The organism is Trinickia sp. (assembly GCF_036503415.1).
GTDB lineage: Bacteria > Pseudomonadota > Gammaproteobacteria > Burkholderiales > Burkholderiaceae > Trinickia.
Map to the genome: position 1 here is coordinate 12,153 of NZ_DASXWY010000209.1, position 25,571 is coordinate 37,723.

General features: G+C 61.6%; 20 protein-coding genes. 12 read left to right on the forward strand and 8 right to left on the reverse strand.

Going from position 1 to position 25,571, the window contains the following annotated elements; all coding sequences use genetic code 11:
* Positions 1–62 precede the first annotated feature (62 nt).
* Complete coding sequence (locus tag VGL01_RS24190; protein ID WP_331573906.1) at positions 63–2,468, forward strand: TonB-dependent receptor; 2,406 nt, start codon at positions 63–65, stop codon at positions 2,466–2,468.
* A gap of 11 nt (positions 2,469–2,479) precedes the next feature.
* Positions 2,480–3,988: a PepSY domain-containing protein gene (locus VGL01_RS24195; protein ID WP_331573908.1), complete on the forward strand. Its 1,509-nt coding sequence runs from the start codon at positions 2,480–2,482 to the stop codon at positions 3,986–3,988.
* A gap of 27 nt (positions 3,989–4,015) precedes the next feature.
* Here VGL01_RS24195 and VGL01_RS24200 read toward each other — a convergent pair whose 3' ends face one another.
* The 3 genes from VGL01_RS24200 to VGL01_RS24210 all read right to left on the reverse strand — a co-directional run bounded on the left by VGL01_RS24200 (position 4,016) and on the right by VGL01_RS24210 (position 6,444).
* On the reverse strand, positions 4,016–5,308 hold the full coding sequence (locus VGL01_RS24200) for a HipA domain-containing protein (protein WP_331573910.1): 1,293 nt from the start codon (positions 5,306–5,308) through the stop codon (positions 4,016–4,018).
* Positions 5,298–5,585 carry a transcriptional regulator gene (locus VGL01_RS24205; RefSeq protein ID WP_331573912.1) on the reverse strand — a complete coding sequence of 96 codons (288 nt, stop codon included), beginning with the start codon at positions 5,583–5,585 and terminating at the stop codon, positions 5,298–5,300. Before VGL01_RS24205 ends, VGL01_RS24200 begins: the two co-directional genes overlap by 11 nt.
* Before the next feature lie 208 nt (positions 5,586–5,793).
* A complete protein-coding gene (locus VGL01_RS24210) occupies positions 5,794–6,444 on the reverse strand; it encodes an HD domain-containing protein (protein ID WP_331573914.1) in 651 nt (216 codons plus the stop codon).
* Between the two features lie 101 nt (positions 6,445–6,545).
* Between VGL01_RS24210 and VGL01_RS24215 the strand changes: the two genes are divergently transcribed.
* The 5 genes from VGL01_RS24215 (at position 6,546) to VGL01_RS24235 (ending at position 11,947) form a co-directional block, all read left to right on the forward strand.
* Positions 6,546–7,958, forward strand: coding sequence for a PLP-dependent aminotransferase family protein (locus VGL01_RS24215; RefSeq protein ID WP_331573915.1), 1,413 nt, complete (start codon positions 6,546–6,548; stop codon positions 7,956–7,958).
* Between the two features lie 116 nt (positions 7,959–8,074).
* Positions 8,075–8,497: a cupin domain-containing protein gene (locus VGL01_RS24220; RefSeq protein ID WP_331573917.1), complete on the forward strand. Its 423-nt coding sequence runs from the start codon at positions 8,075–8,077 to the stop codon at positions 8,495–8,497.
* Positions 8,498–8,509: 12 nt separating this feature from the next.
* A complete protein-coding gene (locus tag VGL01_RS24225) occupies positions 8,510–8,965 on the forward strand; it encodes a carboxymuconolactone decarboxylase family protein (protein WP_331573919.1) in 456 nt (151 codons plus the stop codon).
* A gap of 226 nt (positions 8,966–9,191) precedes the next feature.
* Positions 9,192–10,727 (forward strand): MFS transporter, encoded by a 1,536-nt coding sequence (locus VGL01_RS24230; RefSeq protein ID WP_331573949.1) that lies wholly within the window; start codon positions 9,192–9,194, stop codon positions 10,725–10,727.
* 176 nt (positions 10,728–10,903) lie between these two features.
* Positions 10,904–11,947: a fatty acid desaturase gene (locus VGL01_RS24235; RefSeq protein WP_331573921.1), complete on the forward strand. Its 1,044-nt coding sequence runs from the start codon at positions 10,904–10,906 to the stop codon at positions 11,945–11,947.
* A 46-nt stretch (positions 11,948–11,993) separates the two neighbouring features.
* Here VGL01_RS24235 and VGL01_RS24240 read toward each other — a convergent pair whose 3' ends face one another.
* Positions 11,994–13,727, reverse strand: a complete 1,734-nt coding sequence (locus tag VGL01_RS24240; protein WP_331573923.1) for a bifunctional diguanylate cyclase/phosphodiesterase — start codon at positions 13,725–13,727, stop codon at positions 11,994–11,996.
* Positions 13,724–14,863: an extracellular solute-binding protein gene (locus VGL01_RS24245; protein ID WP_414720340.1), complete on the reverse strand. Its 1,140-nt coding sequence runs from the start codon at positions 14,861–14,863 to the stop codon at positions 13,724–13,726. Before VGL01_RS24245 ends, VGL01_RS24240 begins: the two co-directional genes overlap by 4 nt.
* A 758-nt stretch (positions 14,864–15,621) precedes the next feature.
* On the opposite strand from VGL01_RS24245, the gene VGL01_RS24250 reads away from it, so the two are divergent.
* Positions 15,622–16,344 carry a GlcG/HbpS family heme-binding protein gene (locus VGL01_RS24250; protein ID WP_331573927.1) on the forward strand — a complete coding sequence of 241 codons (723 nt, stop codon included), beginning with the start codon at positions 15,622–15,624 and terminating at the stop codon, positions 16,342–16,344.
* An 861-nt stretch (positions 16,345–17,205) separates the two neighbouring features.
* Here the strand turns inward: VGL01_RS24250 and VGL01_RS24255 are convergent.
* Positions 17,206–17,334 (reverse strand): hypothetical protein, encoded by a 129-nt coding sequence (locus tag VGL01_RS24255; protein ID WP_331573929.1) that lies wholly within the window; start codon positions 17,332–17,334, stop codon positions 17,206–17,208.
* Between the two features lies 1 nt (position 17,335).
* Here VGL01_RS24255 and VGL01_RS24260 point away from each other — a divergent pair, with 1 nt between their 5' ends.
* Both VGL01_RS24260 and VGL01_RS24265 read left to right on the forward strand, forming a co-directional pair.
* Positions 17,336–19,390, forward strand: a complete 2,055-nt coding sequence (locus VGL01_RS24260) for a hypothetical protein (protein ID WP_331573931.1) — start codon at positions 17,336–17,338, stop codon at positions 19,388–19,390.
* 142 nt (positions 19,391–19,532) lie between these two features.
* Positions 19,533–20,237 (forward strand): glutathione S-transferase N-terminal domain-containing protein, encoded by a 705-nt coding sequence (locus tag VGL01_RS24265; protein WP_331573933.1) that lies wholly within the window; start codon positions 19,533–19,535, stop codon positions 20,235–20,237.
* An 18-nt stretch (positions 20,238–20,255) separates the two neighbouring features.
* Here VGL01_RS24265 and VGL01_RS24270 read toward each other — a convergent pair whose 3' ends face one another.
* On the reverse strand, positions 20,256–20,765 hold the full coding sequence (locus VGL01_RS24270; RefSeq protein WP_331573935.1) for a DUF1269 domain-containing protein: 510 nt from the start codon (positions 20,763–20,765) through the stop codon (positions 20,256–20,258).
* A 231-nt stretch (positions 20,766–20,996) separates the two neighbouring features.
* Here VGL01_RS24270 and VGL01_RS24275 point away from each other — a divergent pair, with 231 nt between their 5' ends.
* Together VGL01_RS24275 and VGL01_RS24280 are read left to right on the forward strand one after the other, a co-directional pair.
* Positions 20,997–21,437 carry a hypothetical protein gene (locus VGL01_RS24275; RefSeq protein ID WP_331573937.1) on the forward strand — a complete coding sequence of 147 codons (441 nt, stop codon included), beginning with the start codon at positions 20,997–20,999 and terminating at the stop codon, positions 21,435–21,437.
* A gap of 537 nt (positions 21,438–21,974) precedes the next feature.
* The gene (locus VGL01_RS24280) at positions 21,975–23,516 is read left to right on the forward strand and encodes a porin (RefSeq protein WP_331573939.1); all 1,542 of its coding nucleotides are present in this window, start codon (positions 21,975–21,977) and stop codon (positions 23,514–23,516) included.
* Here the strand turns inward: VGL01_RS24280 and VGL01_RS24285 are convergent.
* Complete coding sequence (locus tag VGL01_RS24285) at positions 23,504–25,348, reverse strand: ABC transporter ATP-binding protein (RefSeq protein ID WP_331573941.1); 1,845 nt, start codon at positions 25,346–25,348, stop codon at positions 23,504–23,506. The genes VGL01_RS24280 and VGL01_RS24285 overlap by 13 nt on opposite strands.
* Positions 25,349–25,571 lie beyond the last annotated feature (223 nt).

Below are 25,571 nucleotides of genomic sequence, written 5' to 3' on the forward strand. Positions count from 1 at the left end.
GCCCGTCCGACGCGCCTGTCGAAGGCGCGCGGCTGTTCGCTCAACGACTTCAGGAAAATTCCATGCGGTACTTCGCATCGCGAAGGCTGCGCGTTCGCGCGCGCCGCCATGCACGGTTCGTCACGTTCGGACTGTTGCCCATTTCGCTTGTCGCACCGTCGGCGTTTGCAGCAACAACCGACGTCAATCCGGGCCCGGCTTCAAACGCTGAGCAGGCCCACCCGACCCCATCCGCATCGCCCATGGAACGCGGCGCCACGGTCTTGCCCCCCATTACCGTCAGCGCAACGGCCGACAATGCTCGCCTGGGCCCCACTGCCCTTCCGAATGCTCCCGGTACGGTCGAATCCGTCACCCCCGAGCAGTTCGGAAACTGGAACGTCGTCAACACCGAGGACGTGCTGAAGCAGATGCCGAACCTCGCAGTGCGCAAGCGTTTCATCGGCGACTTGAACTCGATCATCGCAGTGCGCGGCACGAGCAATACGCAAAGCGCGCGCGGCCTCGTCTACGCGGATGGGCTGCTGCTATCGAATTTGCTCGGCAACAGCTACTCGTTTCCGCCCCGTTGGTCGATGGTGTATCCGGCGGAAATCCGCCAAGTCGATGTCGGCTATGGACCGTTTTCCGCGCTGTATCCGGGCAACTCGCTCGGCGCGACGGTGCTCATCACGACGCGCATGCCCTCTCGATTCGAGGCCGACGCCAACGTCAAAGCGTTCACGCAGCATTTCAGCCTCTACGGTGTGAATCGGAACTTCAACGGCAGCGAGGCAAGTACGTCGATCGGAAACCGCATCGGCAAGTTCTCGTTTTTCATCGGCGCGAATCACCTCGAAAATACCAGTCAACCCTTGCAGTTCGCGACGCTCGCGCAATCGACCACCCCGGCAAAGCCGGGCGATGTTCCGGTAACGGGCGCCTACTTCTACAACAATCAGACGAACGCGCCCACTACGGTGATCGGCGTGAACGGCGAAGGCATCGAGCACACCGTCCAGGATCAGCTCAAGCTCAAACTGCAATACGACTTCACGCCGACCTTGCAGGGAGCGTTCACGCTCGGCTACTGGCATCAGACGTACAGCAGCCAGACCTCCACGTTTCTCTTCGATGCGCATGGCAGCCCCATATATAGCGGGCGCGTCGACATCGGAGGATACGAATACAACGTCCCGGCATCCGCGCTTGCCCCCAGCCTCGGATGGAGCGAGAACTGGCTGTACGGCCTCTCGCTGAAAACGCGCAATGCAAGCGGCTGGAATGGCGAAGCGATCGCATCGTATTACGACGTATCGAACGCTGTCGCACGCCTGGCAAATGCAGGCGGCCCGGGTAATGGCCCGGGTACCGTGACGTTCGGCGACGGAACCGGCTGGAAAACGCTCGATTTGAAAGCGACATGGACGCCGCCATCCCCATTACCCGGTCTCGCGAATCATGCGCTCGCATTCGGTTATCACTACGACGACTATTTCCTCGATAACGAAACGTTCAATACCTCCAACTGGCGCGATGGCAGCGCCCAGAGCTTTGCCAACTCGTTCAAGGGGCGCACGCAAACGCAGGCCGTCTACGCGCAGGACGCATGGCGCTTTGCGCCGCGGTGGAAACTCGTCTCCGGCTTACGTTACGAAGACTGGCAGGCATACAACGGCGCACAAGCGCTAGCGGGCACCAGCGTTCCATACCCCGGTGCCGATCAACACCGTTTTTCGCCGAAAGCGTCGCTATCGTTCGATGTGACGGACGAGCTGACGCTGCGAGCTTCGATCGGGCGTGCCTATCGCTTTCCCACGGTCAGCGAGCTGTTTCAAGGAAAGATCAACGGCTCGTCGATCGTCAATAACAATCCGAATTTGCAACCCGAGGACGACCTATCGAAGGAGCTGGCCGCGGAATGGGCGCATTGGAACGGACTCTTCCGGCTGTCGCTCTTTCAGGACGATGTCAAAAACACGATCTTCAGTCAGACCGATACAACCGTCATTCCGAACGTCACGAGCTTCCAGAATATCGGCAAGGTTCGCTCCCGCGGTGTCGAGCTCGGTTATCAGGGAGAGGATGTCGTCGTGCACGGCCTCGATTTGATTGCCAGTGTGGCTTACACGCAATCGAAGATTCTGGCCAATGCGCAAAACCCGGCGACGGTCGGCAAGTACTTCTACCGGATTCCGCTCTGGCGCGCGAATCTCGCGGCGACCTATCGAATCGGCGAACGCTATGCCGTGACGCTTGCGGCCCGCTACTCGGGCCGCGAGTACAACACGCTGACCAACACCGATTCGAACCCGAACGTATTCGGCGGCACCAGCACTTATACCGTCGCGGACGCGAAGTTCGCGTTCCATCCGACCAAGCTCAGTGAAATCGGCGTCGGCGTCGACAACCTCTTCGACGCCCGCTACTTCGTCTATCACCCCTACCCCGGCCGTACCTTCTATATCGAAGGCCGGCTGCGCATGTAAAGGAGGCACCTATGTCCATTGTCCCAACCACCGTTCGCGCAATGCCAGCCTCCACGCAGTCCGGCCGTGGATACCGCACGCTGTGGCGCTGGCACTTCTATGCGGGCTTGTTCGTCATGCCGTTTCTCGTGGTGCTGGCCATCACCGGCACGATCTACTGTTTTCAGCCGCAGATCGAACCGTTGCTCTACCCGCATCGGCTCGTAGTGACGCCCGGCGCTTCGGCTCGCCTGAGCGAGGACGCTTTGCTTGCCAAGGCTCGCGCTGCCATGCCGCCCGAAGCGGTAGCGACGACCGCGCGCATCGCCGCAAGCGCCGAGCGCAGCGCCGAATTCATTTTCAGGCTGCCGAACGGCCGCAGCGAAAGCGTCTATGTGAACCCTTACGACGGGGTCGTGCTCGGCACGCTCGACGTCGACCGTCGCTTCATGCAGGTCGATCGCATGATTCACCGCAAGCTGCTGCTCGGCAAACCGGGCGAACTGCTGATGGAGCTCGTCGCATGCTGGACGCTCGTGATGATCGGCACGGGTATCGCGCTATGGTGGCCGCGCGAACGTGTGCGGGAGGGCACTGCCGCTGCCCTGCGCGCGGCGCTGGTACCTGACTTGACGCGCCGCGGACGGCCGCTATGGAAGACCATCCATGCGACGCTCGGTATCTGGCTGGCCATCGGCGCATTCGCGTTCATCGCGACCGGCCTGCCGTGGACCGGTTCGTGGGGCAAGCAGTTCAAGGCGCTGGCCACCAGCGCCAACCTTGGCTCCCCACCGGGGGCATGGGGTGGTATGCGATTGCGCTCGAATGTGCCGGGGCACTTGGCCGCTTCCGCGGCCGCCGTGCCTCGCGATGCATCTTCGTCCGGCATGGATTCGATGCCAGGCATGACGATGGACGATATGCCGTTACCGCGGGTGCCGTGGGCAGTCGGCGCTGTGCATGTGCCGAACGCGCCCAATGCCGGTGCGCCCGGCGCTAAGCCGCTATCGCTCGCCCGAATCGTTGCGCAGACGGCCGCCACGGGACTCACGGACGGCTACGACATTGCGCTGCCGCGCTCGCCCGAAGGTGTTTATACCGTGTCGTATTTTCCGGCCGACCCGAAACTCGAGCGCACGATTTATATCGATCAGTACAGTGGCGAAGTGCTGAAAGACATCCGCTACCGCGACTATGGCGCCATCGGCAAAGCCGTGTCGTACGGCACGTCACTGCATATGGGCCGCTACTTCGGTCTGGCGAATCAGGTCGTTTGCTCGGCCCTTTCGCTCGGGCTCGCCGCGCTGGCGCTGACGGGCTGCGTGATGTGGTGGAAGCGTCGGCCGTCGGGCACACTCGGTGCGCCGGCCCGCGAACTCGCGCGTGCGTCGATGCGCGGATGGTGCGCCGCGCTCGTCGTGCTTGGCGTCGTGTTTCCGCTGATGGGTGCGACGCTCGTCGTCGTTGCGCTGGTCGATCGTTTCGTGTTTGCGCGCGCGGCCGGCGCCGACTCGGAAGCGTCGATTGAACTACGCAACTGAGAGCGACTTGTTGCGATGCCTCGCCCCTCAGCGGGCGAGCGCCCGCGACATCTCGTCGATCGGCATGACACGTATCGAGTTGAGCAGGCGCATCTCTCCCGCATCGGGCGTCGCAACGCGCAGGACTGCGTTGAACGTTTCGTCGACACGCGCGCGCAACGATGCGAGCATTGCGTCGAGCAGGCGCTCAGCGCCCCGAGGGGGCAGTCCCAGCTCATCCGCGAGCTTCAACATGTTCCGCCTGGAGATGTCCGCGAAGTGCCTGGCATCGCCGACGGGCATGGTCAGTTCGCAGTTCGGCCACTGATCTCCGCGCTCGGGCTGATACGTCCTGGTGTGATACACGACCGTGCTCACGATGTCATAAAACGGCGCCAGCATGTAGCCGAGCGGCGTCACGAAGAACGACAAGTTCTTCAAGTGCGCGTCGCCGTTACCGACAAGCACATTGAAGACAGCCCACCGAAAAATCTCGAGGCGGGCATTGGCGCGAGTGTTGGTGCTTTCTATGGCCTCCCGCAGTCTTTGTGCATTGGCGCCCTCGTACTTGAAATCCTTGGCGACGTTCAGCAACTGGGCAGCGTCGATGACGTGTAGTCTTCGTGTGGGCCGCGTCGTCGTATCCCGATCGAAACGGTCGACAACGTAGCACGGTGTCGGAACACGAACGAAGTATGTCGTGGGTACCGGCAATTCGACAGCGCGCGCAAGGCGCATGCAGAAAAATTCGTTGATCGCCGAGTGCGGATAGCCCGCCGCGCGGGAGTCGGGCTTGAGCAGCTGCATCGATGGTTCACTGCCCTCGGGTTCGAAGAGTTCGCATGCGGGCGGCTCGCCGTGCATCGCCACGAGCAGCTTCGGCTGTGCCCCTGCTGCCGACATACGCTTGGGCGCGGCTGCCGTCAGCGGCCTTTGCGGCATCTCGCGAATACGACTCTCGAGATCATCGAAAGACAGCGGCCTCAATCCGCCAGGCGGCTCATTTTCGTCGGGTGCGAGCAGCGTAAGCGCACCGGCCGACTCGCGCCCGTAGTAGGCAAGGAGGCCCCAAGCGTCGCTCCGGTCGAGCTTCGCCTCGCGCGCAAGTGCTAATCGCATGCCTTCCTCGGGAAGGAGATTGTCGAAGAACCACTGCACCGGACGATTGCTCGATCCATCTACGAAGGGCTCCTCGCGCAGCGGAAACGCGGGCGACAGCTGGAATGCGTTTTTGGAAGCGAGCCATGCCGGGTCGTAGGCGAAAGACCAGATATCGTCCCGATCTTCCAGGACCCCCATGCGCTCACGATTGGCCCATGCCACGAGTCGTCTATTTGGCATGCGGGCTCCGGCGGGTGCGACGGGCTCGCTCCGCTACCTTCGGCGAAATGGCAACCGATGTCTGAGCACGCAGCATGATGCCCAGTTCGGAGAGCAGGACGAGGACCTTGCCTATCTGAGCTGTCGGCTTTCCTGACTCGACGTGGGTAATGAACTTCGGCGACAGTCCCGTCACGTTGACAAGGTCGTCGCGCGTGAGCCCCTGCGCCATGCGCGCCGCCCGCACGACGTTGGCAAGCGCCCCAATGTCGGTAATGGGAAAATCCGATTGTTCCATGACGGGCTCTCGCTTCGTATCCGATCGGGTACATGATAGCAAAGAGCTCCGCCCAAGGTCACTGAAAAGAACCGAGCGGGTACGAACGTCGTTCCGTCTCGCCGGCGAGGCCCGTCCGTACCCGATCGGATACGAAATCGGCTCGACAAGCGCTAACCTGCAGGTTTCGTATCCGATCGGGTACGAACGCGCAACGCGCACCCGCTAATCAGCCCCCGCGTTCCCAACGCGAGTTCAACATGACGCTGCACACGTTTACGCGTTCGAAGCTCGGATCGCGATAGGCCAGAAAATCATCGTTGAAAGTGCCGAACGTACTACCGGGGCGATGCTTCATGCCGTGATAGAACGCGTCGATCATCTTGTCGACGAAATCAGCGCCTCGGGGATACGCCGCAATCACCGCGTGACGTTCTTCGTCCGTCAACTCGTCGAATCCACGTCCGGCCACGTCCATCCCCGCTCCGGCCTGGACCAGGGCAATTTCTCCGTGCATGTGCTCCGGAATCCCTGGCGTCGTATGGAGGGCAACGGCGGTCCATACCTTATCGATGTCGGACTCCGAAATGCGATGGCTTCGCAGAAAATCGCGCGCAGCGTTCGCGCCGTCCACTTCGAACCGAAGCTGGCTTTCGCGATAGTTCGATGTGAGTCCGATGTCGTGGAACATCGCCGCGACGTAAAGCAACTCCGGATCGAACTCCACGTTCTTTCGGCTTCCGAGCAGCGCGCCCCAGAGATACACCCGAGTGGAGTGCATGAACAACAATTCGCTCTCGGTGTCGCGAATGAGTTCCGTGACTTCTCGCGCCAATTTGCTTTCGGGGATCGCGATGCCGGACATCCCGTTCGCTGACATAGTTACCTCCGTCGCTCGATTACCCATGGGTCGCAATCTACGCTTCACTCGGGCCATCAAACAGTGCCAAGATTGGACATCCGGAATGCACCATCATCGACATGACACGCCTCCCCATTGGCCTCGATCGTTCGGCAAGTACTCCGCTGTCTGCGCAGATCCATCGCGCGATTCGTCATGCGATAGAGTCGGGACAACTCCCGGCCGGCGCGCGTCTGCCCTCCTGGATCGATTTGGCCGCGAAGCTAGGCGTTTCCCGAGGCACGGTACGCGCAGCCTACGATCGGCTCATCGATGAGCAGTTCGCAGTCGCTTTGGGCGCAGCCGGTACGCGCGTAGCGGACCGCCCGCCCCTCGCCCCAACGCCCGGCTGGACCCCGGATGCACCGCCGCTTCCCGATCTGTTCCACGAATTCGGCGCGGCGCCCGCGGCATTTCAAATGGGCGTCCCGTCGCAGGAAGCCTTCCCGTTCAAGCTATGGTCGCGCGTGCTCACGCGCGCGGCACGGCAAACGGCGGTGGCGCCCGTCGGATACCCCGATCCTCGCGGCGATCCCGACCTTCGAAGGGAAATCGCAGCTTATCTCGGTGTCGCACGAGGCCTCCGGTGCAATCCGTCTCAGGTTTTCGTCACGGCAGGGTTTTCCGGTGCGCTCGGCCTCGCGATACGCGGACTCGGTGTCGAGGGCAAGGATGCATGGATGGAGGATCCCGGCTTTCCGCTGACGCGCACCGCATTGGGCCTGGCGGGGATGACCGTGACAGCCGTTCCCGTCGATGCCGATGGGCTCGATGTCGATGCGGGCATTCGACAGTCGGCGCAATCCGCTCTCGCGGTCGTCACACCGGGCCAACACGCGCCGCTCGGAATGGCAATGTCGCTTCCCCGTCGGCTCGCGTTGCTCGCATGGGCTCGGCGAAACGATGCCTGGATCATCGAGGACGATTATCTGAGCGAGTTGCAGTTGCAGGGCCGAGCCGCGCCCGCCCTTGCATCGCTGGACCAGGACGGACGGGTGCTGCATGTCGGCACGTTCAGCAAGACCATCAGCCCGGTGCTTCGTCTGGGCTTTCTCGTCGTCCCACTTGAAACGGTGCGTCGATTCGGCGATATCACGGCGTGCCTGACGCCGGCTCCCGCGGCGTTCATGCAGCACGCGGTAGCGGAATTCTTGCGCGAGGGCCACTATCTTCGCCACATTCGCCGTATGAAGCGCCTTTACGCAGCGCAACGCGACGCCCTGCTTCGTTGCCTGAACGAGGTGGCGCCCAGCTCGGTGAAAATCCGGGCGGCCGCGGGCACCGCCGTCGTGATGTCCGTTCCCGATTCCGCGTCCGACGTGGATATCGCTGTACACGCTCTGCAATTCGGCTTGGCGCCCGCCCCTCTTTCCCCCTGGTTCATGAACCCTCCGCGGCAGCAAGGGCTGCTACTGGGCGTGACCAATCTCAATGAACGGACGATGGTCGCCCACTGTCGCCGGCTCGTGGAGTTGGTTCATGAGCGACGCTGACGAACTCGCCAACGGGCTCGCGCATCGCATCATGGTTCATAAAAAATGTTCGTTTTTGGTTCTTCCCGATGGTCCAGCGCGCAATCACAATGCAAGCACTTCAAGGAGAACTCGTTATGAAAATACGATCAATCGTCGCTGCGATGTGCGCTGGCCTCGCGCTCACTTTTGCCATCGCCATGCCGGCTACCGCTCGTGACGCGGGCGTGACCGTGACGCCGAACTTCCAGCATGCCATCCCCAATATCCCCGGCAAATCGGTGACCGCCGTCGTCGTCGACTATGCCCCCGGCGCGGCGTCGTCGGCGCACGTGCATGCCAAGTCCGCTTTCATTTATGCCTATGTCGTATCCGGCGCCATCGAGTCTCAGGTCAACGACGGCCCGAAGCGCGTCTACCACGCCGGCGAAAGTTTCTTCGAAGAGCCTGGCGCCGTTCATCGTGTGAGCCGCAATGCGAGCAGCACCGAGCCCGCCAAATTGCTTGCGGTGTTCGTGGTGGACAGCGGCGACAAGGCACTTACCACCCCTCTCAAGTAAAAGGAGTCACAGATGAGCAAACGCCTCGACTACGCCCAAATCGCACCGGCAGGCGTCAAAGCCCTCGGCGGTGTCTACAGCTACATCATGCAGAGCAGCCTCTCGCCTGTTCTCGTCGACCTCGTCTATCTTCGCGTTTCGCAGATCAACAACTGTGCGTATTGCCTCGATATGCATACCCGTGACCTGCTGAAAAAGGGTGTAAAGGTCGAAAAGCTCGCGCTGGTACAGGCGTGGGCCGAAGCCGGCAATCTATTCGACGAACGTGAGCGCGCCGCCCTTGCGTGGGCCGAATCGGTCACACGCGTCGCCCAGACCGGCGTACCCGCGCAGGATTACCAGGCCGCCCGTGCGGTGTTCGACGAACGCGAACTCGTCGATCTGACGATCGCCATCGGCTTGATGAACACTTATAACCGCATGGCAATCAGCTTCCGGAATACGCCTCAGGCGGTGCTGGAGCAATGAAACGCGTGGCTGGGTTGCGTGGCGCCCGTCTTCCAGGCCGCCATGAAACCCCCGCGGCAAAACCCCGTTACGCTCGAAAAAAGGGGCGCCGGCAACGCAATGGAACCGGTTGCAACCGGGCCCGCGCCGGGCTATCGTCACGTTTTCCCGTACGCACGTGACGCCGCCCCCGCCTGCCTTGAATCCCTCCGCCACCCCCTTGCCCTTCCGGGACGCACTGTTCGCGATGCTCGGCATCGGTCTCGTCAACATGCTCGTCGCCCTGGATCAGACCGTCGTCAGCACCGCCTTGCCATCGATCGTCGCGGAACTGCAGGGATTCCAGTTCTACGCGTGGATCGCCAGCGCCTATCTGCTCGCATCGGTCGTTACTGTTCCCGTATTCGGCCGCCTCGGCGATTATTTCGGCCGCAAGCGGTTCGTCATCGCCGCAGTGCTCGTCTTCACCGGTGCGTCCGTCCTTTGCGGGCTTGCCACAGACATGCGCATGCTCGCCATCGCCCGCGCGCTGCAAGGGATCGGCGGCGGGATGATGGTCGGCACCGCGTTCGCCTCCATCCCCGATCTGTTTCCCGACCCGCACGCACGCGTACGATGGCAAGTCGTCATGGCGGCCGCGTATGGAATCGGCACCGCCGCGGGGCCATCGCTGGGCGGCTGGCTCAGCCAGCATTTCGGCTGGCGCTCGACGTTCTACGTGAATCTTCCTGTGGGCGCACTCGCGCTTTACTTCATCTGGCGTCACTTGCCTTATTACCGCCGCGAGCGTCACGGCGCAGTCAAGATCGATTGGAGCGGCGCGCTGCTCGTAGCGCTCGTGCTCGGCGGATTCCAGACGCTCATCGAAGCGCTTCCCAAGGACGGCCTGACAACGGGTAATCTCGCGCTAGCCGGTGCGGTCGCCGTGCTCGCGGCGGCCCTGCTGATTTGCGAGCGCCGCGCGACGCATCCCATCGTGCCGCTCGATCTGTTTCGCGATCCGCAGCTCGTCACGCTCTTCACGCTCTCGACGCTGTCCGGCTTCGTGATGTTCTCACTGATCTTTTTTGCACCGCTGTTGCTGCAAGGCGGCTTCGGGCTTTCGCCGCAATCGGCGGGGCTGCTCGCCACGCCGATTGCCGCATGCATCGCAATCGGCAGCGTCATCAACACGCGGATCGTGGTCCGTTTGCCGCGCCCGACACTCGTGCTGACGATCGGTTACAGCCTGCTGGTGGCGGCATCCGCCGCCCTCGCGTTCGCTACGCCCCGCACGCCGCATTTGTGGCTTGAAATCGCGATGTCTGCCGTGGGTATCGGGCTGGGGTTCATCTTGAACAACCTCAACATCTTCGCCCAGGAAATCGCTGGGCGCGATCGCCTAGGCATTACGACGGCGCTCCTGCAATCGACGCGCATGGTAGGCGGCATGCTCGGCACGAGCATTCTGGCGACGATCGTCACTCACAGCTATGCGTCAGGCGTGAGCGATGCGTTGCAGACGCTGGGCCCGAAGGTCGCGACGCAATGGCTGCCGCGTCTATCGGACCCCCGCGTTCTGGTCGATGCCAACCTGCGCGAGGCGATGCTAGGCGAACTTCATGCGGCCGGACTCGATGGCGGCGCGCTCGTCGATGCCACGCGCCGCGTGCTCGTGCACGCGCTCCATATCGGCATCGGCATTGCCGGCTGCGCCGCATTGTGTGCGGTGTATTTGGTCAAGCGAATCGCGCACATCCGATTCAGGCGTGCGGCGACGGCGCCGAATCGCCAGGCCGCATGAGCGATCGAGTTCCAACTGGCGCGCTGGCTCGCTGCGGCAGCCGGAATTCGGAACCCGTAGACGGCCCGGTATAGTCCAAGCGCCTCCTACGCCTTCTCGCCAAGAGACAGAAGTGCCGATCTCATACAGTTCACATGCCTGCTTTGATGCTCGCGTGCTGTTCCCAGGAGATCGAAATGTCCAGCGTTCACGAGTACGGTCTGCCGCGCATCGCGCCCGCCACGTCGATGGCGAAACGCGTGTTGCGCGCGGTACTCGATACAGTGGTCATCGTCTATACGATGGGAGGCTTCGCCTTCGGTCTTTATTGCATTACGCGGCCGGCGTTCGTCACCGCGCTGGCCGGCTCGTTACTGATCGCCCATACGATGACGCTCAGCGCATTGCTAACGCACGAGCTGATGCATCAAACCGTGTTTCGCCGCAGGGAGTGGAACGATGCGCTGGCCCGCGTGCTTTCGCTGATCAGCGGCGGCTGCTATTACAGCTACTCGGGCCTCAAACGCCAGCATTTCAAACACCATCGCGTCAAAGCCGGCTATGACGGGTTCTCGATCACGGCCTGGATCGTCTCGCTGCCCGCCATGCCGCGCCGCATCATCGTTCTGATGGAATTTTTCTATATCCCCGCGTTGAGCGTCATCTCTCGCATCCGCTCGCTGGCCCTGCCGTTTTTCTCGCAGCGCCTGCGTCCTTTGCGCCTGCGCATCGCCCTGGTGCTCGGTGCCCGTCTCGTTTGCTACGTCCTGCTATGGTGCTATGCTCCGGCCGCCGTGCTTTGGCTTTTCGTCGGCTGGCTCGGCATGTTGAACATGCTGCGCGTCTACGATTGCTTTCATCATACGTTTTCGATTTACCCGCCCGGAACGCCCCTTCCGCCGCTCGATCGCGACTACGAACAACGCAACACCTACTCGTCGCTCTTCAGCCGCCGGCACGCGTGGCTCAACTGGCTATTCCTCAATTACGGCTATCACAACGCTCATCACGCGGAGCCTTCCGCACACTGGCTCGATTTGCCGCGCATCCACGAAACGCTCGCGCCGGACATTCGCGAACACTGCATCCTTTTTCGCAATCTCGTGAGCGCCTATCATCGCCATCGCATTCATCGAATCTATCGCGGCTTGGGACAGCCGGAGATCGTGGACGGCGGCGTCGTCATGGATCGCTTCTGGGGGGTGATCATGAATATTTCGTTCATCACCTACGACTTCTGAACGGTACATTCCGAATCGATCGACGACCGATCCCGAGCGACTGGCCTCAAGACACTGCGCCGGGCGAGGCGAGTTCCTGATAACGGCGATGCATCCCGCACCGCGATGACTTTGCGGCGTACATGGCCGCATCCGCTTTGAGCAGCAACTCCTCGGCCGTCAATCCGTCGGCGGGGAACTCGCTGATGCCGACACTCGCTCCAATCTTCAGCCGTTGGTCTCCAAGCTGCAGGTCTTCGTTCATCGCCTCGGCAATACGCATGGCGATCTCCTCGACCACCCCCGCCGACTGCATATCGACGATCAGCACGATGAACTCGTCGCCCCCTAAGCGCGCCGCCATGTCGCTGGCGCGAAGCACGCTGGCCAACCGCTCGGCGACGACGGTCAGCGCACGATCGCCGGCCCAGTGCCCGAGCTGATCGTTGATCTGCTTGAAGCGGTCGAGATCGATGAAGATCACGGCGAGCCGCTGGCCCGTTCGCGTCGCCGTGTCGATTGCAACCGCAAGCTTTTCCATGAACAGCATACGGTTCGGCAAGCCCGTCAACGCATCGTGTCCGGCCAGATGGGCGAGCTCGCGCTGCTTGCTGTGCAGCTCGCTCATCTGCAAGCGAATCTCCCGGCACATGCTGTCGAAACATCTCGCGAGAATACCGATCTCATCTGAGCGTTCGGTCGGCAACCGCGCATCGGGGGGATGATCGAATACGCGTAGTGCGGCACTCGCGAGTGTATGCAACGGTTTGGTCAGCGCACGGGCAAACAGGATGGCGAGCACGAGTGCAAACACACTGAAGACGATGACCATTCGCGTGATGCGCCCGCCTAGCGCGTCGGCCGGAACGAGCACAGTCGTCAGCGGCCTGGCGAGACCGAGCACGACGAAGCGGTTACCCTCCACGGCGCCGAACGGCGTCCGCGCAAACGCATAGATGCGCCCGTCGCGCCGGTGCTCGTAGCCGCTGATCGTCATCTGAGCGCCCGATTCGTCGAAGAGCGGCTTCGTCACGGGGAAAGTCTCCTGCATCAGCACGCGTTGTCCACGATCGAAACCGAATGCCAATGCGGGATCCGGATGGATCAGGAAGTCTCCCCACTGATTGGCCATATAGACTTGATCGCGCTGGGGCAGGTCCCGCGCGAGACGTGCGAAGACCCTCGTCAGATCGACGTCGATCACGAGCACGCCGACATTCGCACCATTCGCTCCGACAATCGGAGTCCCCACCCGGACGATCGGCCGACCCGAAGCGGCGTGCGTGCCGGCTTCATGATTGATGACGATCGGCGACAGATAGATATGTCCCGCCGGCACAGCCAACGTATCGAAAACATAGGCAAAGTGCCCCTTTTCTTGCAACCCGGCTTCCGGCACCGCGATCACCCCGTTCGGACCGCGGTCGACACGCACGCGCTCGAGGCCGTAATGCGCGCGCGAGATCAAGCGCAGCTGAAGATAGTCGGAGTGATACTGCATGAAACTCATGAACACCTGCTCGAGGCGCTCGCGCCCGTCTGGCGGCGCATGCTCGACGGACTCCGAGATCTTGCGCGCGGAAGGCATGACGGCCAGAACCAGCGCGTCCTCGGCGACATCGTGCAACGCGGACGAAAAACGCTGATCGAGCAGCCGCGTCGATGTGAGCAGGCTCTGCTGCGCCTCGTTGACCAGCATTGTCCGATTGGCACGATATGCGTAATAGCCGGTCGCACCCGACGACACCACACCGATCGTGGCGAGCAAGATGATGAGCTGGGAAGTCAGACCGAGCTTCATCGTGGGAACCGTTCCGGTGGTTCGCCGGAGACAATGCGCCGCCACAACGACTCGCGCTGCGCGATGTCCTCCACCGGCTGAATCCAGAAAAGATGTTTGCCATTGTCGGCAGCATGGCCGGATGCGGGTCCCAATGTGCTCGCCAGCCCTTGACGCTGAGGCAGCAGCCCACTTACCTCGGGCTCGAGCATGTAGTTGATCCAGGACAATGCCAGAGCCCGATTACGCGCGCCGCGCGTGATGGCCCAGCAGTCGAGCCACGCGAGCGCGCCCTCGTCCGGGATGACATAGCCGACGTCCACTCCCGCTCGTCGCAACAGCTCGATCTGCTGCGTTCCATAGTTACCGAACATCATGGCAGCATGGTGTTGAACAAAGAGCGCCGTCGCCTCTTCAGGCAGTGTGTACAGCGTCAGCAGATTGCGCCGTAACTCGATGAGCTTGTGTGTGACCGTGCGCATCTGCGCCGGTGTCAAATGGAACGGGTCGCGGTAGCCGAGCGCCAGCGCGGCAAACGAAAAATTATGCTGCGCACTGTTGAAATCGAGCGTGCGGCCGCGGTATTGCGGGTTCCAAAGTTCGAGCATCGAACGAGGCTCGACCGGCACCTGCTTGCGGTCGTATATCAATCCCATCGATGAATAGGTGAAGGGAATGGCGTATACGGTGCCGTCGTGCTCGATGCCCCCGATCGTCGAGCGCTGCCTGAACATTGGCAACTGCAGGCGCGTGTTGGGAATCTTCGATACGTCCAGCGGAGCGAGGAGGTTGTGCTGGGTATAACGCTGAATTTCCGCGGTGTTAGCGGCGAGCACGTCGAAGGCCGGGGGCGAGCCCCGATGCATTTGCTCCCATAACGTCTCGTCGGAATCGACGAACGTCACCTGGACCTTCGCGTGAAAGCGCGTCTCGAATTGCTTGACGACATCGGCATCGGCATAGCCCGGCCATGCGAGTACGCGCAGCAGATTCTGAGGGACCGCATCGGAGGCACCCAACGAGATGCCGGAGATCGGCACGAGTGCGACGAATGCGGCGATTCCCCGCAAGAGGACTCGCGTTGGAAGCCGACCGCTAGTTATTCGTCCAATGAATCCCCGTAGATCGATACGCAGCCAGTTAGAACTTATTCGCATTCGACTGCCTTTTTTCACATCGACGCTGTCGCGCGAACAATGCCATAAAACCAATGCACGCGCAATTAGGGGACGATAGCTGTCGTTGCACCGTGTTGTCGGACAAAAACCCGCCAAATCGACCAGGATATATTGGTTCCGACGGCGCGCTGAGCCGCGATACCCGTTCGTTCGGTTTGCGGCGTACCACCCGGGAACCTGGTCGCTTCGCCACGCCTCGCCCGACATTTCGTGCGACCGTGTACCCGATCGGCCCTCCGGCGGACGATTCGGCAGCGCGCCCGGAAGCAAATTGCAGTAAGCGCCCCAATAGATAATGGTAATGGACCGCCCGATGCAATGTACGCGAAAAACTCCGCGACGCAATGGCTCCGATCTGTCTTTCTCGTCGTGAACTTTTCAGCTTTGGCCGATAGCGCGTCTCATTCTATTTGAGCAAGCTTTTACAAGCGACGGTTCATGTCACATCACAATCCGCCACACCTTTGTCCGCCGATGATCTTTACTGCTGACTATGATGCATCCTGCAATCCGACCAGAAGCCGTTGCCAGCGCTCCATTCGCTTGCGTGGCGCTCTTTTGCGCCTGCATGGTGAATATCGCCGGAAATCAATGTCATTCGCCAGGCAGGGCTTCGCTCGCCCTGAGATAAATCGAAAGGTTAGCCTGTTTTCTGGCCGGTATCATTTGACATTTTATTCAAATCGAATACCTCAATTCGAATCCGAATTGCCAGCAACGCTCTTCAGGAGGCCATCATGAACGCGCGCTATTCCCGCGGTGCATTTGCCGCTCTGCTAACCATTGCGGGGACATCCCCTCTACTTGCGGATGACGGTACCGACGTATCCGGGCGTTGTACCCTGCCGGCCGGCACGGTCGCGCTCGTGCAAAAACAGCTCGCTGCCGTCGTGAATCTGGGCGACGGAAACGGCGGCATTTTCAAACCCAATCGCATGTGGTCCGCCGTCGTCGATCGGGATGGACGCCTTTGCTCAGTCACCAAGCTCGGCGATGCGTGGCCCGGCTCTCGCGCTATCGCGATTGCGAAAGCCTATACAGCAAACGGATTCAGTAATGACAAGCTCGCGCTCTCAACGGCGAATCTCTACGGTGCGACGCAACCCGGCGGCTCGCTTTACGGACTCAACAACAGCAATCCGTTCGACGCGCGGTTTTTGGCGGACGGCACCGGCCAGGGGCGAGTCCTCGGCGGTGTCATCACGTTCGGTGGTGGCGTAGCACTGTATGTGGGCGGCAAAGTGATCGGCGGGCTTGGCGTCAGCGGCGATAGCGCATGTGCGGACCATGCGATCGCTTATCGAATGCGCAAACTAGCCGGCTTGGACGGTATTCCCGCGGGGGTTGGAGCAGGCAATACCGACAACATCCTCTATGCGACGAACCCGGTTCCCGTCGGTTTCGAGCATCCCCACTGCTTTCCCAGCGACCTGAGCGCCCAGCAAATCGCTCATCCCTGAGCGCAAGCGGACACACGCACACCGGGTCCCGCGCGCGATAGGTCCTCGCGTGGCCCCGGTTCTCTCGGCACGCTCGAGCGCGCCCGTCACTGCATTTCCCCTTTGCCGTCACGCCCTCCGCCTTCGAAGCGTAATATCGGGGTCGCATAATTATTGCGCCTCGATAGTAAAACTATTTCGCGCAATATTTACGCGAGATATTTGCATGACAAGAAATTCGCGGAATCGTTAATTAGTGCTTTCCGGACACGCCCTACATGGGGGTCGGCAGAGAAAGACTACGTATAGTCTGATAGTGGCACGGGTGATTTTCGCCCCGTTGCCAGGTAATCCTTACATCGGACCGCGCGGGGACGTTTTTTTCGACCCGGATCCAGTGAAAATAAGCATATCCTCCTGCGATAACCGCCATTTCAGGGCTATCTTCATTTCATATTAGCCCCATTTCCTCACTTGATAACACGAGAAATCTCGGTAGCATACGCCGGGCCCGAGCCACCCCCGTCCGCAAACTACCCGAGGTCCCGCAGTGCAATATCGCCTACTTTTCCGCCAGCTCTTTTCCGCCATCGTTTCCTGGCGTATTAACGCTAGAACATTATTTACCGGCTTCTTAGTCATATCAATCTCGATTCCCGCAGCGCTTTGGGCACCTAATGCGCTCGCTCAAAGCACGCTCACGATCAATGGTGTGAACTACACCTATTGCGCTAGCGAAGACAACCGCTGCTCTTTCAGCGGTACCGCAAACGTTGTCTTCGGCACCGCGAGCCCGCTTCAGTACACGCTCAATGGGCCGTTCACGAACGGCGTGACCTGCTCGAACGGCGTCGTGTCCCAAACCGATCCGGCCTACGGCTATCAAAAAAGCTGCTGGTACAGCGCGGGAACATCGAGCACGACGACGAGCACCTCTTCGACCTCGACGACTTCGACGACCTCGTGGACGAAATGTGCGGTTGAAAACGGCACTTGCTCGTTCAGCGGCACGATGACCGTCCTTTATGGCGGCAGCACGACCGCCAACAACGTGAAGAAGACGTTCACGAATGGGACCGCGTGCACGAACACGGCGTTCGGCACGGATCCCGACTACGGCGCCAACAAGAGCTGCTGGATTCCTTCGTCGGGAACGACGAGCACGAGTTCCGGCACGACCTCGACCAGCTCTCCGAGCACCTCGACGACGTCGACGGGCACGAGCAGCACGGGCACCACGAGCACTTCCACCGGCAGCACCGGCACGACGAGTACGACATCGACGTCGACGTCGAGCGGCAAGATCACCTGTGCCGCACCGGTCGCCAGCGCGGGTGGAACGCCAAAGGGCCTGATCTCCGCGGATACGCCCACTGCCGACGGTACACGCCTCTTCGCGCAGGGCAGCACGTTCAAACTGTCGTTCGTCACGTCCGCACCGGCGGCCGACTCCGTCGTCTGGTCGGTTCAGGACTACGTCGGCAACATCAAGGGCAGCGGCACGTTTGCGGTTGCCAGCGGTACCCAGACGAGTACGCTGTCGTGCCAGGCCTCGCTCGGCGGTTACTTCGCCGTCACGGCGACGCTGACCCACGCTGGCGGCACGCTACCGCAAGCTGGCACGCGTCCGACCGGGATCGCGACGTTCGGCGTCCTGCCGAACGAGTCGGGTGTCATTCCGGCAGTCACGTTCGCGCATCAGGACCAGCATCGTTTCGGCATGCAAGGCTTCAACAGCAACGCGGCAGCGCTCGCGGCGCTGGGCATCTCGCAAACGATCGACGATCGCGAGCTTTCGGCCATGGAGCCCAACGGCCCGAACACGTGGTCGCCCTCGGTGAGCGGGTTGGACCCGGCCTATACGAACGGCAAGGTCATGCGTCTCGTGCGCCTCGATGGCATTCCGGGATGGGCCAGCCCGACGGGCGGATTCCAGGACGACACGAACGCGCCGAAGGATCTCACCTACTATCGCAACTTCATGTCGCGCGTCGGCTCGGACACGTCTGCGATCCGGCAAACGTACTTCCCGAACCAGCAGAACAACTATTACCAAGTGACGTGGGAGCCGCAGTGGACGGATTCGCAATCGAATTTCGTGCAGATGTATGCGGCCGTCTACGCCGGATTGCACGCGAGCGATCCTAACGCTGTCGTCATGGGCACGACCAATCCGCTGGTCGCCAACTGCCAGACGCAGTGCACGAGCGGGTATCTGCAAACGTACGCGGCGCTGGGGCTGGGTCAATACATCGACGGCATCACCACGCACGGTTACTACAACGCCGGCACCTACCCGTCGCATCCGCCCGAGCTCTATGACACGGACCCGAACCCCGCCAACGTCGCCAATGCGCTCGACAAGCAGATGCAGGCCCTGCGCGCGCAGATGCAATCGGTCAAACCGAACATGCGTCTCTGGTCGACCGAGCTCGGCATCAGCTACGATCCGGGCGTGGCGTACGGACCGAACTCCCCGTCGTCGAATCAGCTCTACGCGCAAGCCGCCGTTGCAGCGCGCGCACACCTGATCATCCTCGGCGAGGGCGCGCAGGTCACGTACTTCTTCTATGGGCCCGACTATCCGGATGAGGTGGGATACGGCACGTTCTTCGACGTGACCAATCCCCAAGGACAGTACGGTGCGAACAATCTGAGTCCGAAGCCGCAAGCGATGGCATTCGCCGCGATGACGCGCATCATCGACGGCACGCAAACGCTCGGACGCCTGAAGAATCTGCCGACGATGGTGTATGGCTACGCGTTCCAGCAACTGGGTGGCGGCAAAGTGATCACGGCATTGTGGACGCACAACAATGCACAGTGGCCCACGTCATCCGGCGCGTACAGTCCGACGTACAGCACGTCTTACGCGCTGCCCGTCGACGCGAGCGGCACGAGCGGCAACGTGACGGTGCTCGACGTCATGGGCAATGCGACGACCGTGCCCTATTCGAATGGTGTCGCCAACCTGACGCTGACCGAATCGCCGATCTACGTCGTATCGTCGAACGCGACGGTGACGAAGGCCAACGCGACCCTGCCGGTGGGCTACACCGGTCAATAAACACGCGGCTCACCAAGCTGTTCCGCCACCCGATGCAGGTCCCGGTTGACGGGTAAAATGCGGCGAGTTGTTCGTAGTGCCGGCGACATGCCGGCGCGACCGAACAACTCGCCGTCGACTTTCCCGCCTATCGAGGACTAGCGTGAACGATCTATCCGCCTTCCCCATTACCCGCAAATGGCCCGCAACGCATCCCGAACACATCCAACTCTATTCGCTGCCCACGCCGAACGGCGTCAAGGTGTCGCTCATGCTCGAAGAAACGGGACTGCCCTATGAGCCGCACCTCGTCCGTTTCGACACGAACGACCAGGGGTCGCCGGAATTTCTCTCGCTCAATCCGAATGGCAAAATTCCGGCCATCATCGATCCGCAAGGTCCGGGCGGCAAGCCGCTCGCGCTGTTCGAATCAGGCGCGATTCTGATCTATCTGGCCGACAAAAGCGGCAAATTCATACCTCGCGACGAGGCGCGCCGCTACGAGACGATTCAGTGGCTGATGTTCCAGATGGGCGGCATCGGCCCCATGTTCGGCCAACTCGGTTTCTTCAACAAATTCGCGGGCAAGGACTACGAGGACAAGCGACCGCGCGATCGCTACGTCGCAGAAGCGCGTCGCCTGCTGGGCGTGCTCGACGGGGTGCTGGCCCACCGCGAATGGATCATGGGCGACGACTACACGATCGCCGATATGGCTACGTTGCCATGGGTGCGCAATCTCGTCGGCTTTTACGAAGCGGGCGAGCTCGTCGGGTTCGACGACTTCGTTCACGTCAGGCGAGCGCTCGAGACATTCGTCGCGCGGCCGGCTGTCGTTCGAGCGCTCGACATCCCCAGCCGGGGGTAACGCATCACGGCAACACCGTCAGGGAAATATGGGCGTCTTGGGCTCCCCGCCTTCGATGTCCACCTGCGGAAAATGCTCGTGCACCATCTGTTGGATTTCCTGCTCACGTGCCTGCGGCACGTCGACCATCAGCAATAGCTGCCCCGCCTTGATCGCGGCTTGAAACCGCTCGAGACGCCGACTGGGTTCGTCGACGCCGATCATCGTGGCCGTCCACGCACCGAACCCCGCGCCGGCGAGTGTCAATGCAACGACGGCACCCCCCGCAATCGCGAGCTGCGCCGGCGGAAAAACGAGTGCGACGAGCCCCGCAAGCGCGCCGGTCGCGCCACCAAACGCCGTACCGCGCGCCAGTGCGGCGACGACGTCGCTGGTTTGCAGCAAGGAGGCTTCGGGCAGCGCATCCAGGGTGACGCTGTGGTTGGCCAGGACGTGAATATGCCGCCAGATGATCCGCGCGCGCAGCAGATCTTCGACGATGGCTTTCGCCGAGCTCGCGTCCGATACGAGGAAATAGAGGCGCCGCATGTCGGGTCCTCCTTTGAGGTGGTGCAGATTTCAGTTATAGACGATAGCGCGGCCGCACGATGCGGCCACTCCCTCACATCTGCCTGAAAAGACCTACGGGGGCGGCCATTGTGTCCGCCGCACCGTAATACCGCTTACGTTTTGTCACCAGAGCGGCGTCAACTCGTGTCGTCGACGTGGCGTTAAACGGGCAGCGCTGAACATTTTCAGCTGCCCAACAAGGAGTCACCTATGAAGACGATTTTCGCTGCTCTCGCTTCCGCTCTCATCGTTTCGACGGCTTTCGCACAGACGACCGCGCCCGCGCCGGCGACCGGCGCCTCCGCTGCCGCGCAGACAGGCCAGGCCAATCTGAAGGCCGGCGCCGGAGCGTCGACGAGCGGGTTGAAGGCCGATGCGTCGACCAACGACGCTGCCACCGCAACCAACAAGGCGAGCACGGACGTTCATACGACTAAGAAGTCGGCGACACACGCTAAGAAAACGCACGCGCACAAGATGAGCAAGAAGCACGACACGAGCGCAAGTGCAGACAAGACCAGCACGAAAGCCGGCAACGAAGCGGCCGTCACGACGCCCGTGAAGACGGATGCGAAGGCCCCGGTCAAGGCCGGCGCCGATGCCGACACGAAGGCTGATGTCAAAACCGATTCGACGGTCAAGACACAATAAGTCCGACCGTCTCGGACGTGCATCGGCTCAGCTGACGCGAAGCCGGGCACACCGCTGAAGGCGAGCGCTCGCGCTCGCCTTTTTTTATCTGCGTCGCCCGGGACCCGGGAAGCGGCCGGGAAGCAATTCTCAGCGCTTCTAATAGAAACGATAAAAACAAAAGATTTTTCAAAAAACTGCATCAATCCCAGACTAGCGGAGCCATTTGGACTAATCACGGCAAATCACCCCCGCCGTCGTCCCCAACGCTTGCACCGCGAACCGGTGCGCGCATCTGGTACTGCCGCATACCCGCCTATAAAAAAGCTTTCGCTTCGTAATATACATTCCATTTTGTAAAGATCGCATTTTTACGGAGTGTAATAAATCTAAAAGAGTAATTAGCAGTCCTAATTAAAGGAGGAGATGTTGAAAGCCTTTCGATCCGCGCCGCTTCTTGCGGCTCCAAGCTTGTTGGCGATCGCCGCAGGTATGACAGTTTCCGGGAGCGTTGCGGCACAGGCGCTCCCGGCAAGCAGCCAATCTCAGGAAATACGGTTGCTCAAGGAGCAAATCGACAGTTTGAACAAGAAGCTCGACGCGCTCGCGGCAAGTCAGGCGCGAACCGAAGCCGCTCAAAGGGCACAGCAACCGTCACCGGCCGTCCCGGCCGCGAATACAGCTGCCTATGCGGGCGTCGATACCGTAGCGCCGAAATCGAGCTGGACCGATAATCTGCCGCCGCGCCTGAAGTCCTTGCTGGAAGTGCTGGGCGAGATCGACTTCTACGGCAATCTGGATCTCTCGGTCGATTACGCAACGAAAGGCCTTGCCAGCTCGTACACGTTGCCGGACGGCACCGTCGTCAGCCCACGCGGCCATATGGGATGGCAGCCGGACATCTCGACGAATCTTTCGTATTTCGGCTTGAGAGGCAAGCGCTCGCTCGGCTCGTCGAAGGATCTGTCATTCGTCTATCAGTTCGAAACGCAGCTCGACGTCTCGGCAACGTCCGGTACCGGCAATTCGAACTCGGCACAGGATTCGACCGTCAAGGGTGCGCTGACTTCGCGCAACAGCTACATCGGTATCGCCTCGTCGAAGTGGGGGGCGTTCAAGGTCGGCAAAACCGATGCGCCCTACAAGAACTCCACGGCAAGACTGAATCCATTTTCAGGAACGCTCGGCGACTACGGCGCCATTATGGGCAACACGGGCGGCGACAATCGTGTCGAATTCGGAACCCGCCTCGATCATGCGCTCTGGTATGAATCCCCGAACTTCCACGGATGGTCGTTCAACGCGCTCGTTTCGCCCGGGCAGAACCGCGGTTACGAAAACTCCACGCAGGCTTCGGGCGAATCGAACTGTACGGGCGGCAACATACCAGGCAGCGGCGGCGGCCCCGTGGCCTGTAACGACGGCAGCTACGGCTCCGCATATAGCGCCAACATCGCCTATCAGGGTGGTCCGTTTTATTTCACGACCGCGTACGAACTTCACAAAGCGGTCAACCGATCAGGGGACGTGACCTCCACGCCCGCTGCACTCGCATCGTTGGACGGAACGGACCCCAACGATATCGGCAACGAATGGGCTTGGAAGGTCGGCATGCAGTACAAGCTGCCCACCCATACGACGCTCAACGGCGTCTATGAGGTGATGCGCCGGAAGATTCCGGCGTATCTCGAGGTACAAAACGAACGCAGCCGAAACGGGCTCTGGCTTGCAGTAACCCAGGACTTCACGCCGAAGGACAGCGTGAGCCTGGGCTGGGCGCATGCGTTCCACACACCAGGCGATCCGGGGCAGCACAACACGCCGCCTGTCGATCCGACCGCGCTTGGCACGGCTAATCCGCACAATGCGGCTAACCTGTTCGCCGCGATCATCCGACACAAGATCGACAAGCATACGACGGTGTATGCCGACTACGCGCTCATGCTCAATCAGCCCGCTGCGCACTATGCGCTGGGCGCGGGCGGCCGCGCGGTGACGGTGGACTGCCATGACGGCAGCTCCGTTTCGCAGGGCGCGCCGTTCTGCTATGCCGGTGGGCGCGAAATGGGCGTATCGGTAGGCCTCAACTACAAGTTCTGAGCGAGCACCACCGGCGGCTCATGCAGCGATGCGTCGAGCCCTTGCGTCATCCCGAGCGCCTGGCGTTCGAAAAGCCGCCGGTAAATACCGCGTTCGATGCGAATCAGCGCATCATGATCTCCTTGCTCGACGATGCGGCCACGGTCGAGCACGAGAAGGCGATCCAGCGCTCGCACGGTCGACAAGCGGTGCGCAATGACGATCGTCGTGCGTCCCACCATCAGCCTCTCCATCGCCTGCTGGATCAGCGCCTCGCTTTCGCTGTCGAGGCTCGAGGTGGCTTCGTCGAAGATCAGAATCGGCGCATCGGCAAGAAATGCCCGGGCGATCGCGACACGCTGACGCTCGCCGCCGGACAGCTTGATGCCACGTTCGCCAACGAGCGTTTCATAGCCTTTGGGCAACGCGGCGATGAACTCATGCGCATTCGCCAGCCGGGCCGCGCGTTCGATTTCGGCGCGTGTCGCGCCGGGGCGCGCATAGGCGATGTTCTCCGAGAGCGTCCGATGAAAGAGCAACGGCTCTTGTTGGACGATCGCGATTTGCGCACGCAGCGAGGCTTGCCTGACCTGCGCGATGTCTTGACCGTCGATCAGAATCGCGCCGCTTTGCACGTCATAAAGCCGTTGAATCAGCTTGATGAACGTGGTCTTGCCCGAACCCGAATGGCCGATCAGGCCAATGCGCTCGCCCGGTGCGATGCGCATCGAGAAACCGGCGTAAAGCGGCGCGGCGTGTGCATCGTAGCGGAACGTCACGTGCTCGAAGCGAATTTCGCCGCGCTCGATCGCGATCGCCGGCGCATCGGGCTTGTCGTCGATGCCAAGCGGATGGTTTTCGAGCGCGACGAGCTCTTCCATGTCATTGACCGAGCGCTGCAGATTGCGCACGAGCATCCCCACGTCGCGCAGGTAGCCTTGCAAGACGAGGAACATCGTCAGCGCAAATGTAATGTCGCCCACGCTGGCTTCGTCCCGCATCCACAAAACGAGCGCCGCCCCGAGCATCGCTGCCTGCATGGCCGCAAGCATCGCATTTTGTGCTCCGCCGTTGGCCGTGCCTCGCATCCAGGCCCGCCGGGTGCGGCTGCGCCATTTGCCGACGACGCGCGATAGACGCTCTTCCTCGCGCAGCTCCGCGCCGAATGCCTTGACGACAGAGTTGCAGGTCACCGCGTCGGCCAACGCGCCGCCCATGCGCGTATCCCACGCGTTGCCGAGCCGCGCGGCCGGTGCGACGAAGCCGACTGAAAGCCCCGCCGTGACGACGACGTAGACGAGCGCGCCCACGCCGACGACGGCTCCCATGGCCGGCCAATGCATGCCGAGCAGCACGGTCGCGCCGACGAGCATGGCGAGCGAGGGCAACAGGCCGATCAGCAGCGTATCGTTGAGCAGATCGAGCGCCCACATGCCGCGCGTGATCTTGCGTACGGTCGAGCCTGCGAAGCTGTTGGCGTGCCAGTCGGACGAAAAGCGCTGCACGCGGTGGAACGCATTGCCCGCGATCTCGCTCATCATGCGCAGCGTGAGCGCGATGATGTCGAGGAACATCAGGTAGCGCAGCAGCGCGGCCGCGACGCCCAGCGCGATCAACGCGGCAAATGCGCTCAGCGCCGCGTCGAAGGCAGCCGCCTTGGCGTGCGCAGCCGTCGCGAGGGCGTTGACGAGGCGGCCTGCGAAGTACGGCGTCAACACATCGGCCAGCGCGCCCGCCAACGAAAGCAGCACGATGGTGCCGATTCGCCACGGCTGCTTGCGCCAGTGAGCAAAGGTATAGCCGAACACGCTCTTGAATGCACGGCCGCCGAAATCCAGTTTCTTGCGGGTCATAAGTGCTCCGCCCCGGGGACGCCGAAGCGGACCGGGGAATCGAAATCGAAAAAGAATGCGTCTACAGCGCCAGGCGTTCGCCTGCGCGCGCAAACCGCGAGTGATTGGTTGGGACGTTCAGCCGGGAAATACGATGCCCGGGTGCGGCAAAGCTAGCTGTGCCGCGGAGGTACCGCGACCGCGAAGGCCGGGAGTGGGGCCACGTAAAGGACGGCTGAAAGCG

Excerpts from the sequence above, each read along its gene's own strand:
- VGL01_RS24190 (WP_331573906.1), top strand. The coding sequence starts at position 63 with ATGCGGTACTTCGCATCGCGAAGGCTGCGCGTTCGCGCGCGCCGCCAT.
- VGL01_RS24195 (WP_331573908.1), top strand. The coding sequence starts at position 2,480 with ATGTCCATTGTCCCAACCACCGTTCGCGCAATGCCAGCCTCCACGCAG.
- VGL01_RS24200 (WP_331573910.1), bottom strand. The coding sequence starts at position 5,308 with ATGCCAAATAGACGACTCGTGGCATGGGCCAATCGTGAGCGCATGGGG.
- VGL01_RS24205 (WP_331573912.1), bottom strand. The coding sequence starts at position 5,585 with ATGGAACAATCGGATTTTCCCATTACCGACATTGGGGCGCTTGCCAAC.
- VGL01_RS24210 (WP_331573914.1), bottom strand. The coding sequence starts at position 6,444 with ATGTCAGCGAACGGGATGTCCGGCATCGCGATCCCCGAAAGCAAATTG.
- VGL01_RS24215 (WP_331573915.1), top strand. The coding sequence starts at position 6,546 with ATGACACGCCTCCCCATTGGCCTCGATCGTTCGGCAAGTACTCCGCTG.
- VGL01_RS24220 (WP_331573917.1), top strand. The coding sequence starts at position 8,075 with ATGAAAATACGATCAATCGTCGCTGCGATGTGCGCTGGCCTCGCGCTC.
- VGL01_RS24225 (WP_331573919.1), top strand. The coding sequence starts at position 8,510 with ATGAGCAAACGCCTCGACTACGCCCAAATCGCACCGGCAGGCGTCAAA.
- VGL01_RS24230 (WP_331573949.1), top strand. The coding sequence starts at position 9,192 with ATGCTCGGCATCGGTCTCGTCAACATGCTCGTCGCCCTGGATCAGACC.
- VGL01_RS24235 (WP_331573921.1), top strand. The coding sequence starts at position 10,904 with ATGTCCAGCGTTCACGAGTACGGTCTGCCGCGCATCGCGCCCGCCACG.
- VGL01_RS24240 (WP_331573923.1), bottom strand. The coding sequence starts at position 13,727 with ATGAAGCTCGGTCTGACTTCCCAGCTCATCATCTTGCTCGCCACGATC.
- VGL01_RS24245 (WP_414720340.1), bottom strand. The coding sequence starts at position 14,863 with ATGCGAATAAGTTCTAACTGGCTGCGTATCGATCTACGGGGATTCATT.
- VGL01_RS24250 (WP_331573927.1), top strand. The coding sequence starts at position 15,622 with ATGAACGCGCGCTATTCCCGCGGTGCATTTGCCGCTCTGCTAACCATT.
- VGL01_RS24260 (WP_331573931.1), top strand. The coding sequence starts at position 17,336 with ATGACCGTCCTTTATGGCGGCAGCACGACCGCCAACAACGTGAAGAAG.
- VGL01_RS24270 (WP_331573935.1), bottom strand. The coding sequence starts at position 20,765 with ATGCGGCGCCTCTATTTCCTCGTATCGGACGCGAGCTCGGCGAAAGCC.
- VGL01_RS24275 (WP_331573937.1), top strand. The coding sequence starts at position 20,997 with ATGAAGACGATTTTCGCTGCTCTCGCTTCCGCTCTCATCGTTTCGACG.
- VGL01_RS24285 (WP_331573941.1), bottom strand. The coding sequence starts at position 25,348 with ATGACCCGCAAGAAACTGGATTTCGGCGGCCGTGCATTCAAGAGCGTG.